Raw genomic sequence first — 13,343 nt, forward strand, 5'->3', positions numbered from 1 at the left:
TTTAATTTTTATTACCTTGTAAATTGGCAAGGTCGTTATATCCAAAATTTCGCTAATTTTATTTTCATAATGATCTCTTAAATAACTATTCTAATGAGCAGCAGCTCAGACTAAGAAAATGGTTTATAAGCCCCAATAACTTCAATTACATCTATAGTAATAGTGTTTAAACCACTTTTCTTCATATTCTCTCCTCATCTATTAGATTATATAAATTTATGTAAATGCGTAAGAATAATGAATTTTCGTCATACCTGTTCAATGTTATAACTTTAATCTGCCAGACTGTGGTACGCCATATTCTTTTTTCGTTCACTCTAGCCGAGCAGGTGGCCTGAACATTTATGTTGTCGAAATATTTCATTGAACGTCCCATCTTTGCAGGAGTACTGGCCATTATTGTAATGGCATTTGGTATTTTCTCTGTCATAAACCTGCCTGTAGAACGCTATCCGGATATTGCTCCACCGCAGATTACAGTAGCGGCTACATATAATGGCGCTTCTGCAGAAACCGTAGAAGAGAGTGTAACGCAGCTGCTTGAACAGCAAATCAAAGGCATTGATCATCTTTTATATTTTAGCTCCAGCAGTGATTCAGCGGGACGTAGCCGGATCAGTATTAGTTTTGAGAATGGGACAGACCCAGATACGGCCCAAGTTCAGGTACAAAATAGTATTAATGGCGTGCTCAGCCGTCTGCCGGAGGATGTACAGCGGCAAGGTGTTAATGTATGGAAATCGCTAGGCGATACGCATATGGTCATAGGCCTTTATGACCAGACTGGTAAAAGTAATAATATCGAATTATCTGATTATATGATGACCCATCTGGAACAGGAAATTTCCAGAATTGAAGGAGTTGGTGAAGTCGATGTTTTTGGCTCGCAATATGCAATGCGGATCTGGCTGAATCCAGATCGTTTAAAACAATATAATTTAATGCCAAGTGATATTCGTGCAGCTGTAGAAGCACAAAATACTCAGGTGGCAGCAGGGGGTATTGGAGACTTGCCTACAGCTAGTGAACAGTATCTGAATGCTAAAGTCAGTTCGGGTTCACGTTTAAAAACGGTTGAAGAGTTTGAAAATATTATAATTAAATCTTCTGCTAATGCCGGCTTTGTATATTTAAAAGATATTGCCCGAATTGAACTTGGGGCAGAGAACTACCAGTCATTTAATACCATTAATGGTTATCCATCAGCAGGTCTGGGCATTTCACTGGCTACAGGCGCAAATGCTTTGCAGACTTCCGCCTTGATTAAACAGACCATAGACCGTCTTACCGAGAAGCTACCAGCCGGTTATAAAATTGTTTATCCACGTGATAATACACCTTTTGTTCAAGAGTCAATTAAAGAGGTAGTTACAACTCTGATTGAAGCAGTGATTCTTGTAATTTTGGTGATGTTCCTGTTTTTACAAAGCTGGCGTGCAACCTTAATTCCTACCATTACTGTACCTGTAGTAATTTTAGGAACCTTTGCCATACTGTACGTATTAGGTTTAAGTGTAAATACATTGACTCTATTTGCTCTGGTACTGGCGATTGGCCTGCTGGTAGATGATGCGATTGTTGTGGTTGAAAATGTCGAGCGATTGATCGAAGAGAGGCAATTCAGCCCAAAACAGGCTGCCTTAGAGTCAATGCAGGAAATTAGCGGTGCACTAGTGGGTATTACGCTGGTTCTCACTGCTGTCTTTATTCCGATGGCATTTTTTAGTGGCTCAACTGGTGTCATCTACCGGCAGTTTTCAATTACCTTGGTGGCAGCAATGGCATTGTCATTGCTAGTCGCCTTGATTTTGACTCCTGCTTTATGTGCATTGATTTTAAAACCCAAGCAGCAACATGCTCGCTGGGCCAATGGGTTCAATAAAAAACTGGAGCGACTTAGACAGTATTATCTCAAAGTGATCCAGAGTTCCATGCAGCACAAAATGATTTATTCAGTCGTATTTATAGCCTTGATTGCTGTATTTGCGCTATTTTATCGTGCACTACCTAGCAGTTTTATTCCAAGTGAAGATCAGGGCACGCTTAATATCCAGTTTAGCTTGCAAAATGGCGCTCCAATGGCTAAAAGCCAGCAAGTAGGAGAAGAGATTCAGCGTTATTTCCTGAGTGAAGAACAAGAGAATGTTGAACTGGTACTTATCCGCTATGGCCGTAACTTTTCTGGTACAGGTCAAAATCTTGGACAGGGTTTCATTGCGCTCAAGCACTGGGATGATCGTCCGGGGCAGGAAAATTCTGCGCAGGCAATTCGTGAGCGTGCTACAAAGTATTTCAGTAATAATCCTGATGCCAGAATTATGGTCAATATGCCGGGAGCTGTTCGTGGTCTCGGGCAGACAGATGGATTGGAATTCTGGATTCGCGATATTAACGGCCAAGGCCGGACTTATCTAGAACAGCAGTTTAAGTCATTACAGACCAAAACTAATCAATATGACAGTTTTCAAAATCTGGACAAAAAAGCTAATCCGGATAAGGCTGAGTTGAAGGTCAATATTAACCAGAAACAGGCAATGGCAGCAGGCTTAAGTCAGCCTGCGATTAACAGTACTCTGGCGGCTGCTTGGGGTGGTAGTTATATTAATGATTTTATTGACCGGGGACGGATTAAGCGGGTCATTATGCAAGGTGATGCAGCTTATCGGGCACAACCTGAAGATTTATATTTCTGGTCTGTCCGTAATGATCTTGGTCAAATGGTTCCATTTTCTACATTTGCCAGTTTTGAATGGACTGGCGGGCCAGAAGTAGTTAACCGTTTCATGGGCTATACTGCATTACAAATGGAAGCAGATGCAGGATCTGGTTTTAGTACCGGTGAAGCGATGCAGGATGTCCAGGCCCTGATTGATCAATTTCCTGACATTGACTTAGCCTGGAGCGGTTTATCTTTTCAGGAACAGCAGTCCAGTAATCAGGCAATCTGGTTATATCTGGTGTCGATTGGCTTTATTTTTCTGTGCCTCGCTGCCCTTTATGAAAGCTGGAGCATACCGACAGCGGTTATGGCAGCAATACCACTTGGTATTGGTGGGAATATCCTGTTCAGTTATCTAGCTGGCTTTCCTAATGATATTTACTTTCAGATCGCATTGCTGACAACAATTGGTCTGTCATGCAAAAATGCCATTCTTATTGTTGAATTCGCTGCACTGGCCCAGCAACGTGGCAAAGATGCAGTAGCAGCAGCTCTGGAAGGCGCCAGCTTGCGCTTGAGGCCGATCTTGATGACTTCTCTGGCTTTTGGTGCTGGTGTAGTACCGCTAGTGTTTGCCTCTGGTGCAGGAGCTGCCAGCCGTCAGGAAATTGGTACCAGTGTTCTAGGTGGAGTCATGTTTGGAACGGTCTTGGTAGTAATATTCATTCCATTCATGTATGTTTTGGTCCGGAATCTGATGACAAGAAAACAGCACCTTGGCTAGTTGATTTATCTTGATTTGTCTTTCAAAAAACCTGACGAGATCAGGTTTTCTTACTTTAAAGACCGCCCTCAGTTTATGACTTTATTCGATAAATGTAGGCGTATTGCAAAATTATAGTGAAAACTCTCCAGAGCATGATAAAAGTAGTTTAATCCCCCTGATCAAAAATAAATTTTTATTTAATCAATAAATTATCATGAGACAGGCATGCCGCAGATTGCAGAGAAAATACAATATGTTCGCCAACAGCTCCGTTCTGAAAAGTTCAATACGGCTATTGGCCTTTTAAATGAATTAAATATTGCTGATCAGGCTAGTGTATTAAAAGGATTGACCCCTACAGAACAGGTCAAGATCCTGCAGAAACTGGATGAGCCAAGTGAGGCGTTTGCATATTTGCCGCTCAGCCAGCAAGCTGTTTTGGCTGAATTTATACCTGTTCCTGATCTCATCCCTATTCTTGATAATATGTATTCTGATGACTTTGTCGATATTTATAAAAAACTGTCACCAGAATTAAAACAACAGCTTATAACACTGCTATCTGAGGAGTCTCAAAATACCTTAAGAAAACTGGCGCTTTATCCTGAAGGTACAGCTGGTGCGATGATGAGTTCCAGCTTTGTTACCTTACACCAAGACTTATGCATGGATGAAGCCATCCAGGCGCTGCGTATAATCGCCGCAACACGGGAAACCCTTTATCTGGTTTATATTGTAAATGAGCAGAATCAGCTGATAGGTGTCATCTCTCTACGCCAGATTATTCAGGCCAGGCCCGAAGCTACAATTGCAGAGGTAATGGAAAGGGATGTGATTTATGTCTATACCTATGATGATCAGGAAGTCGTTGCTAAAACTCTGGCTTACTATGATTTAATCGCTCTACCTGTAGTGGATGAGCAGGAAAGAATGCTGGGCATTATCACTTATGATGATGTGATGGATATTGTAGAGGCAGAAACTACCGAAGATATTTTAAAATCCGGTGCAGTCAGTCCGTTAGCTGAGCTCAGCCTGAAAACTGCTCCCATCATAACCTTATACCAAAAAAGGGTATTTTGGCTGGTTATTCTGGTCTTTGGCAGTTTACTGTCGGGAATTGGAATTGCACATTTTGAAGAGATTATTTCAACTCACATTGTATTGGTATTCTTTCTCCCTTTACTGGTGGGCAGTGGGGGAAATGCCGGATCGCAGTCTGCTACTCTCATGGTGCGTGCCTTGGCGACCGGAGATGTACAGTTTAAAGACTGGTTCAGCTTGCTCGGCCGTGAAACTGTGGTGGCACTTTGTTTAGGCGTAACGATGGCTTGTGCCGTATCCATGCTAGGTTATATTCGCAGTGATCTCATGGTCGCGATTGTACTGGCAATTAGCATGGTAGGGATTGTACTCATGGGTTGTCTGACGGGTATGAGCTTGCCTTTTATTTTAAATAAGTTGAAACTGGACCCTGCCAGTGCTTCAGCACCTTTAGTTACCTCAATCTGTGATGCTACAGGCGTGATTATCTACTTATTTGTAGCATCCAAATTATTGTTTTAGTACACAGATTAATACGTCTCGTGTTTTAATCTGTTTTATGCTGATGACTCTCTAATGACTGGAATTGGTAATGCCCGGGCTTGAAAAACAAAAAAAACTTACTCAGCAAGAAGTGATCCGTCTGGAGCGTGATCTGGCCAAGTTTGCCAATATCATGGACTCTTTAGTTCGTATTCCTTTTACCAAGCAGGGAATCGGTGCGGATGCAGCCTTGAGCACGGTACCAATTGCAGGAGATCTGGCAGGCTTTGCCCTGACTTGTTATGCAGTTTACAAAGGGCGCCAGATTGGCGTGCCTTCCCATAAATTGCGGCCAGTTATTAAAATGGCTGCCCTGGATGCAGTAGTCGGTTTTGTGCCTGTAATCGGTACGGTATTTGATATATTTATCCGGCCGAGCCGCAAGGCACTTGATATTGTGCATGAACATATCCGCATAGAATATCAGATGACTACAGATATTCATTTAAGGCATCCCTATCTGCATGAGAAGTTAGAACGTAAACAGCAACATTCTACTTTCTGGCGCCAGCCAGTGGTGGCCTGGTTATGGCTACATATACCTGACTTGGTCGGAGTTCTGTTCCTGATTCTATTTGCAGCCGGTTTGTGGTTTGCTATCAGGCTGGCACAGCAGTATTTTTAAAATATACACTGCATTAGCTTAAAAGGTTAAATGTAAAAAAGCCTCCACGCAGGAGGCTTTTTTGAATCTGGATGAATCAACAGAAAAACTTATGGACAGTTGAGACGCTGTAAAGCAGCTACCCGGTCTTCAATAGTCGGGTGTGTCATAAACAGAGCAGCCAGACTAAAACCACCTTCTTTACCAGAAGAGATTGCAAAGGCTTTCATTTCTTTAGGCATCTGATCTGGCATGTCAGACTCTGCCTGTAGACGTAACAGGGCAGAAATCATAGCCTGTTTTCCGGCAAGCTGTGCACCCGCTTCATCGGCCCGATATTCACGGTAACGTGAGAACCACATGACAATTGCAGAGGCAAGAATACCAAATACAATATCCAGTACAATCGTAATTGCAAAGTAAGCCAGCCCAGGTGCTTCACCATCTTCACGGCCAAATACGTTACGGTCAATGAAGTCGCCTACTACACGGGCAAAGAACATGACAAAAGCATTCACTACCCCTTGAATCAGGGCAAGTGTAACCATATCGCCATTAGCGACGTGGCCGATTTCATGCGCCAGTACTGCACGCAGTTCATCCTTATTCATACGTTCAAGCAAACCGGTAGAGACCGAGACCAGTGCATCATTTTTGTTCCAGCCTGTTGCGAATGCATTAGACTGATAAGACGGAAAAATGCCCACTTCTGGCATTTGAATGCCAGAACGCTGTGATAATTCAGCAACGGTCTGCAATAACCAGGCTTCTGCCTGATTTTGAGGAGCATTAGGGTCAATAATTTGTGTACCGGTCGCCTTTTTAGCCATCCATTTGGACATAAAGAGGGAGATGAGAGAACCCACCATACCAAATACAAAACAGATGACTAAAAGGTTGCCCAGATTAAGGCCACCCGCACCATGATAACTTCCGACTCCGAAGAGCGACAAAATAATGCCAGCTACTACCAGTACCGCGAGGTTGGTTAGCAAGAACAAACCAATCCGCATCATTGAGATAATCCTCTTTTGATAGAAAAAATAAATCGATTTTGAAATATAAATCGTAAAACTAATATGCGGTGATGCTCGTTAAAATTCAAGAAAAACTTGAAAAATATATATAGAAAAAATGAATCAAAAGATCAGTTAGAAATATGAATACGTGCTGAGGCTGTAGCGTTAGAGCTGACATAAGTGCCTGGTGCATCTGTATAGGAGCCATCTGCCAGCGTAATAATTTGCCGGGGTGCATAGCTCCGGCCTGCAGCTTGAGTATTTGCAGCAGAATTCACTGTTTCCTGAACCAGCAACCCGTTTTCCGGATTATTACTGGCAGTAAGGTTTAGAGCTCCGCCCGAGTAAAGGTTGCTATAACGACTGGTGACCCGACGAACATAATCCTGGGTTTCACGGAATGGGGGAATACCACCGTATTTAGCAACATTACCTTCTCCTGCATTATAGGCTGCAAGAGCAAGATGCGTGTTGCCTTTAAAACGTTTCAGGAGCCAGCTTAAATATTTGGCTCCTCCTAGAATATTCTGATAAGGATCATATGCATTTGAGACATTAAAGCGCCGTGCTGTTGCAGGCATTAATTGCATCAAGCCCTGTGCACCTACAGGAGAGCGGGCATTTACATTAAAGCCTGATTCAGTGTGCATAACTGCTTTAATCAGACCTTCACTGACACCATGCTGCTGAGCCGCCTGTTTGATTATATGATCAAAAGCATCACGATTTTTGCTATAGCTTGGCAATACCGCCGCTTCTGACTTTCCCCAGTTACTATAACTGTGAATATTACTCTCGGGATAATAAGTAACTTTAACTTTCTTTAATGAACTGTCATTCATTTTACGGTTAGTCAGGAGGGTGCTGCCACTTTGGTCTTTATAGACATACATTTGACCTGCACTACTATAGCTTGAAGTCAGTACAAGTACGGCACATCCCCAGATACCCAAGCGTGAAATATCAAAGTAAGTTTTCATAGTAATCTGTAAGCAACTTGGAGCTCAAAATTCAGTCTGAGTTTAACAAAAAACTCTACAATGGAAACCAAAAACTTGAGTTTCTTTAACAAAAAAAATTGAAAAAAAAGCAAGACTATTTGTTTTGAAAATAACCAAATAAATAAAAAAAATTTTTTAAAAAGTATAGCTTGACATATATAAGTAATTGTAATTATTAATAAATATTAATTGATCAAAAAATGATCAATTTAAATAAAACCCTTAATAGGCCGATTACACCCCCTGTCAAGCCTAGAGAAATCCACAATTTTATCCACAGGTTTTGTGGAAAACTGTGGAAAAGTCCAAAATATAAGCATTTTGATACAATTTTGAACGCGAGCGTCTATTTTTTATACAAAGGCTTATTTTTTTCTGACCAGTGGTGTTCCACATTAATTGTAATTCGGTGATGCGAATCGGAGGGAGATCGGCTAAAATCGCGCGGTATTTCTTTTATGGGTAATTCTGTTCTATGTACTCGCCAGTTGAGTCCAACCAGGGATTTAATTTCAAGCCAGAACTGCCAACCAGTTCAGCCTATTATCGTCTGCTTAAAAAGCTGCGTCGCCAAGTTGGCCATGCTATTCGTGACTTCAAGATGATTGAAGATGGCGACAAGGTAATGGTGTGCGTATCGGGTGGTAAAGACAGTTATACCTTGCTGGACATTTTGCTACAGTTCAAGCGTATTGCACCAATTAACTTTGATGTAGTTGCTGTCAACCTAGACCAGAAGCAGCCTGGTTTTCCGGAGGATGTCTTGCCGCGTTATATGGAAGAAAACAATATTCCATATTACATTCTGGAAAAAGACACCTATACCATTACCAAACGCTTGACACCGGAAGGTAAAACATACTGTGCTGTGTGCTCTCGTTTACGCCGTGGATCCCTATACGGTTTTGCCCAGGAAATCGGCGCAACTAAAGTTGCTCTTGGACATCACCGTGATGACATTCTGGCAACTTTCTTTTTGAACCTGTTTCATGGTGGCAGTCTAAAAGCCATGCCACCAAAACTGTTGTCATCTGACAAAAAGAATATTCTGGTTCGTCCACTGGCTTATGTGGAAGAGAAAGACATTATAAAATATGCGGAGCTGCGCCAGTTCCCAATTATTCCATGTAATCTCTGTGGGTCTCAGGAAAATCTGCAGCGCGCAATCATTAATGATATGTTGCGTGATTGGGATAAAGCCCATCCGAAACGTCTGCACAGTATTTTCGGCGCTTTGCAGAACGTATCACCATCTCAGCTGGCTGACCGTGAACTGTTCGATTTTGAGATACTTGATTCGCAACGTGAGTATGACTTCAAAGAACCGGAAAAAACTAATCGTCTGGATGTAGTTAATTTGAGTTTTGCTGCTGAATAAAAGCAAATATTAGGCATCTTGCCCAGTTAAGGTGCCTATTTAAATCAGTAATACATAAAAACATCAAAAACTGAATGATCAGTACAAAAAAATTGTTCTAATTGCCTCATTACATGCTATAACAAAATAAAAGCTCACAGCTTCATGAATATGCTGTCTGGAAAGACAGCTCTATAAATTGAAAAATATACTTGAGGAAAAATTATGCCTGCGTTACTCACTGATGATTGGTTTGCAACTGTTGATAAATTAACTGCTGAAGCAGGTGATTTGAACCTGCCACCAGCCTTGGCTAATCTGGCAATTAATCTTGTAGTTGTAAATGCAGACAATAATACGACTGAACTTTCATTAGATGGTGGAAAAATCCAGAAAGGTCTGTCTTCAAATGCTAAAACTACTTTGAATATGGATGGCGAAACCCTGCGTAAAGTCTTCCTTGAATTCGATATGGCAGCTGCGATGCAAGCATTTATGACAGGCAAAATTAAGGTGCAGGGCGATATGTCACAATTGATGGCATTACAGACTGTAAAGCCAAGCCAAGAGCAGAAAGACCTGTTTAAGAATATCCTTGCGCAAACTTCTTGAAAAAAGAAGTTTAAGAGAAAAAAAGCTTACCGTGAAGGTAAGCTTTTTTTATGAATTAAATTCTTTGTCTTACATTCTATATCATATATAACACTTTTGTCTAAATTGTGACCAGCTCAGACTTCTTGATATGTTCAAGATAGGCTCGAATACGGGTAACATATTGCACAGCCTGATGATAACGACCATTACTGGTCTGATGGCGTTCCAGATAATCATAAAGATTTACCCAGTTATTTGGATTACGGCCTTGGGTTTGAATACGTTTTTGAATCTGGCCAACAGCACCAGGACCCATATTATAAGCTACCAAGGCGTACCAGTGACGGTCCGGATAAGGAACGTCAGAAAACTTGTCGAGCATTAAATCATAGTACTTGGCCCCGCCTTGAATACTCTGATGGGGATCTGTACGGTTCTGTACTCCCATAGCTTTAGCTGTACTACTGGTGAGCATCATCAGGCCACGTACGCCTGTAGGTGAAACTGAATTGGGCTTTAGATAAGATTCCTGATAGCCAATTGCAGCCAGCAGGTGCCAGTCCAGGTCATAACGTTCAGCACTTTGCTGAAAACTCGCTTTATAAATCGGCATACGTTTTGACAAATCACGCTGAATGGTTTTCCAGGCATCAGGCTGTACTACATTACGGTTGTAAAAAGAAGCCAACTGACGAATGGCCCCATTTTGTTTACCTTGGCAAATATAGCCACTTGCAGTAGCAGCTAGCGGTTCTTCGGCCTGCTTGAATACCCAGTTCAATGCTGGGTTTAAACCATTTTTAACCAGACTGGTTGTATCTCCACAGCTTGCAGAGAAAGACGTCAGCTGGTGCTTTTCAATAGTATTAAAGTCAGCCGTAGTCATTGCCATATTGGCTTTGCCTTGAGCGACCCATTTTAAAGCTGTTGCGTTGTCTGCAACTGTCTTTAGTTCGAGCCTGACATTCAGGTTTTGAGCATAATTACGGACAAGATCATAGCCGAAGCCATACATAATCTTGCCATCTTTAAATAAGGTCGTTGGGCTTTCCACCGTGACCACAGTTAACGTATTGGTATTCACAACGGAATTATATTGTGAAGCTTTACTTGCATTAATATTGTGCCAAGGTACAAGAGCTGTGCTTAATACAAGTAATCGAACAGGGAGAGTAGAAAATAAAGAGTTAAGGCTAAGCCTTGACCCAAAAGTTGAACTACTGTGCATGGTGTCTCCGCTAAAGTAACTTATGCCCTAAAAGGCAGACAAAAACGGGTCTGCAACTTTTATAAGTTGATAAATTCAATAAGAGGATGGGCAGTCATGAAGTCATTTAAAATGACAGGGATGAAATAAAACTGTGTAGTTTAACTACATAGATAAAAAGAACATAAATACTAAAAAGTGAACGGATAATAAAGTGCAAATTTTATTATGTCAAATTTTGATCAAAAATAGCTGGGCGATATTTATATAAATAATTGATATTAATAAATTTTAAATTAAGATTGTGATAATATGTTGAAACTGTATGGCATAATAGATAATTATATAAATTGAATACGTGTTTAAACTGAATATTCATAATGAAATCTAACTTAATTACTCGAGCCGGCTATGACCGGTTGGTGGCTGAATTACAACAGCTCTGGCACGAAGAACGTCCGGAAATAACCAAGAAAGTTAACTGGGCTGCCAGCCTGGGCGATCGTAGTGAAAATGCCGATTATCAATATAATAAACAGCTCTTACGCAAGATTGATCGTCGGGTAAGATATTTAGGAAAACGGCTGGAAGAGCTGAGAATTGTTGACCATTCACCTGAACAGGACGGGCGCGTTTACTTTGGTGCCTGGGTAGATATTGAGAATGAATATGGTGAACAGAAAACTTTACGAATTGTCGGGGTAGATGAGATTTATGATTATCATCCTCAACATATTTCAATTGATTCACCTATGGCTAGGGCATTACTTTCAAAACAGGTGAATGATGAGATTGAAGTTATGACCCCTTCAGGGAAGAAGCAGTGGTATATCAATGCAATTCGTTATGAAAAACCATAAAATTTATAATATCTGGTTCTATTTTGAACACTTGTCCAATTAAATCTACAAAATGATTTGCCAATTTTACGAATAGTTTATATGATAGCGCTCGTTGGAAGCGTGGCAGAGTGGTTTAATGCACCGGTCTTGAAAACCGACGAGGGTTCACGCCCTCCGTGAGTTCGAATCTCACCGCTTCCGCCAGAATTCTAAATAAGCCGCTTATCTAGCGGCTTATTTTTTTATCATTGTCTCTTTAATAATAGCCATTTATTAATAAGAGTAGTGTAGACAATAAAAATATAAAAATTAATGTAGCAAAATAATTTCTATTTAATCCTTATTATTGAATGTTAGAATTTGTTAAAAAGATTAGTCTTCTTATTATTTAATTCCCTGTTTTAAATAAAATTAATATGTAATCAATAAATAATTTTCTCACAGTACTATCGGTTTTATCTGTATTTTTATTTTAGAGAATATAAGATAATCATTATCTCGGTGACTTTATAGTATTTATAAAACAATGAAAAAAATCTACTTAACGATTTTTGGGTTTGTGATAAGTTTAGGGGTACAGGCTCAAAATAACCCAATGGATACCGCTGACGTTTATCCATTGTGGGAGCAGTATTACCAGGTTGAAAGTCAGGATACTAATAAAGCAGACAGTTTACTTAACCAGATTGCCCTAAAGACACCAAATGATCCTAAAGTCTGGAAAACTTGGGCATACTTGGCCTTGCGTCAAAATGATAATAATAAAGCCTTAGAATATATTAATCGTTCGCTTGCCTTAGACTCATCTGATGATCAGCTTCTCATGCAAAAAGCTTATTTGTTAAATGTGGCGAATAGAAATGATGAAGCACTCGTTATATTCAAGCAATTACAAAGCTCTTCCAATCAGGAAATTGCATCCCAGTCTAAACAGGCGGTACAGAACCTGTCAGGAACAGGTAATACGTCAGCCAAGAAAACCTTTGCTGATGTTTATTTCTCGCCTTCTTATGAAGGACGTTATGACACTACAATTTTACCGTTAAAGATTCGTTATGGCCGTTATTTCGATGAAAACAATCAAGGCCAGATCTATGGATTTGCCAGTGTCAATCGTGATACCCGTTCCACAGGCGGCGCCCGTCCAGAAATTATTGACCAGAATGCCGCCATAGTAGGTTTGGGGGTAAACTACCGTCCGTGGAAATGGCCTGTTTACCTATATCTGGAAGCAGGTGGTAGCTATGATCTGATTGATCTGAACCGGAAAAAATTTAGGGAAAGCATTAATGGTGGTTTAACAGGCTATCAGGAGTGGTACTGGGGGATGGATCAGGCCAGCCATATGCCAGCTCAGCAAAGTAATCAGTATTTTGCTGAACTTTATGGTAATGCCGCTGCTTATTCACGTGAGGATTATAATCTGATCAGTGATTTGCGATTACGGACAGGCTGGAATTTTAACTATAATGATTGGGGTAATATACAGGCTTATGTGAAACTGCATACCATTAATGATAGTGAACAGGAATATTATAATAACATAGCAGAAATAGGGCCCGGCATCGCATGGCAACCAGCAGGGCTGCCGTTAAAACTACGTATTGAACAAATGTACGGGAAATATGTTAATGGAACCCCGGCATCTGTAGATAGTAGCTTTGATAATACCCGTGTTGAATTAACGTTTTACCGGAGTTTCTAATA

The 13,343-nt window shown here is 40.7% G+C and carries 9 protein-coding genes, 1 tRNA gene and 1 pseudogene; 8 read left to right on the forward strand and 3 right to left on the reverse strand.

Annotated features, from left to right (window positions below):
• Window positions 1–344: 344 nt before the first annotated feature.
• The 3 genes from ACRAD_RS03910 (at window position 345) to ACRAD_RS03920 (ending at window position 5,637) form a co-directional block, all read left to right on the forward strand.
• On the forward strand, window positions 345–3,443 hold the full coding sequence (locus ACRAD_RS03910; RefSeq protein WP_005025084.1) for a multidrug efflux RND transporter permease subunit: 3,099 nt from the start codon (window positions 345–347) through the stop codon (window positions 3,441–3,443).
• 207 nt (window positions 3,444–3,650) lie between these two features.
• On the forward strand, window positions 3,651–4,991 hold the full coding sequence (gene mgtE / locus ACRAD_RS03915) for a magnesium transporter (RefSeq protein WP_005025086.1): 1,341 nt from the start codon (window positions 3,651–3,653) through the stop codon (window positions 4,989–4,991).
• A 70-nt stretch (window positions 4,992–5,061) separates the two neighbouring features.
• Entirely contained in the window at window positions 5,062–5,637 is a 576-nt protein-coding gene (locus ACRAD_RS03920; protein ID WP_005025087.1) for a DUF4112 domain-containing protein, read from the forward strand.
• Window positions 5,638–5,726: 89 nt separating this feature from the next.
• On the opposite strand, the gene htpX is transcribed toward ACRAD_RS03920, so the two are convergent.
• Together htpX and ACRAD_RS03930 are read right to left on the reverse strand one after the other, a co-directional pair.
• The gene (gene htpX / locus ACRAD_RS03925) at window positions 5,727–6,632 is read right to left on the reverse strand and encodes a protease HtpX (protein WP_005015604.1); all 906 of its coding nucleotides are present in this window, start codon (window positions 6,630–6,632) and stop codon (window positions 5,727–5,729) included.
• A 337-nt stretch (window positions 6,633–6,969) separates the two neighbouring features.
• Window positions 6,970–7,543, reverse strand: a pseudogene (locus ACRAD_RS03930) (lytic transglycosylase domain-containing protein); the annotation flags it as partial.
• Between the two features lie 568 nt (window positions 7,544–8,111).
• Between ACRAD_RS03930 and ttcA the strand changes: the two are divergent.
• Window positions 8,112–9,014, forward strand: coding sequence for a tRNA 2-thiocytidine(32) synthetase TtcA (gene ttcA / locus ACRAD_RS03935; RefSeq protein ID WP_005025089.1), 903 nt, complete (start codon window positions 8,112–8,114; stop codon window positions 9,012–9,014).
• Between the two features lie 204 nt (window positions 9,015–9,218).
• Window positions 9,219–9,605: an SCP2 sterol-binding domain-containing protein gene (locus ACRAD_RS03940; RefSeq protein WP_005015601.1), complete on the forward strand. Its 387-nt coding sequence runs from the start codon at window positions 9,219–9,221 to the stop codon at window positions 9,603–9,605.
• 100 nt (window positions 9,606–9,705) lie between these two features.
• Here ACRAD_RS03940 and ACRAD_RS03945 read toward each other — a convergent pair whose 3' ends face one another.
• Window positions 9,706–10,815, reverse strand: coding sequence for a transglycosylase SLT domain-containing protein (locus ACRAD_RS03945; RefSeq protein WP_005025093.1), 1,110 nt, complete (start codon window positions 10,813–10,815; stop codon window positions 9,706–9,708).
• A gap of 359 nt (window positions 10,816–11,174) precedes the next feature.
• On the opposite strand from ACRAD_RS03945, the gene greB reads away from it, so the two are divergent.
• From greB to ACRAD_RS03960, 3 genes are all read left to right on the forward strand, one after another.
• Entirely contained in the window at window positions 11,175–11,654 is a 480-nt protein-coding gene (greB, locus tag ACRAD_RS03950; RefSeq protein ID WP_005025095.1) for a transcription elongation factor GreB, read from the forward strand.
• A gap of 96 nt (window positions 11,655–11,750) precedes the next feature.
• Window positions 11,751–11,840: transfer RNA gene (locus tag ACRAD_RS03955), tRNA-Ser, on the forward strand.
• Between the two features lie 322 nt (window positions 11,841–12,162).
• Entirely contained in the window at window positions 12,163–13,341 is a 1,179-nt protein-coding gene (locus ACRAD_RS03960) for a tetratricopeptide repeat protein (RefSeq protein ID WP_005025097.1), read from the forward strand.
• The last annotated feature ends 2 nt before the right edge of the window (window positions 13,342–13,343 follow it).

Origin of the sequence: Acinetobacter radioresistens DSM 6976 = NBRC 102413 = CIP 103788 (genome assembly GCF_006757745.1) — a bacterium.
Classification (GTDB): domain Bacteria; phylum Pseudomonadota; class Gammaproteobacteria; order Pseudomonadales; family Moraxellaceae; genus Acinetobacter; species Acinetobacter radioresistens.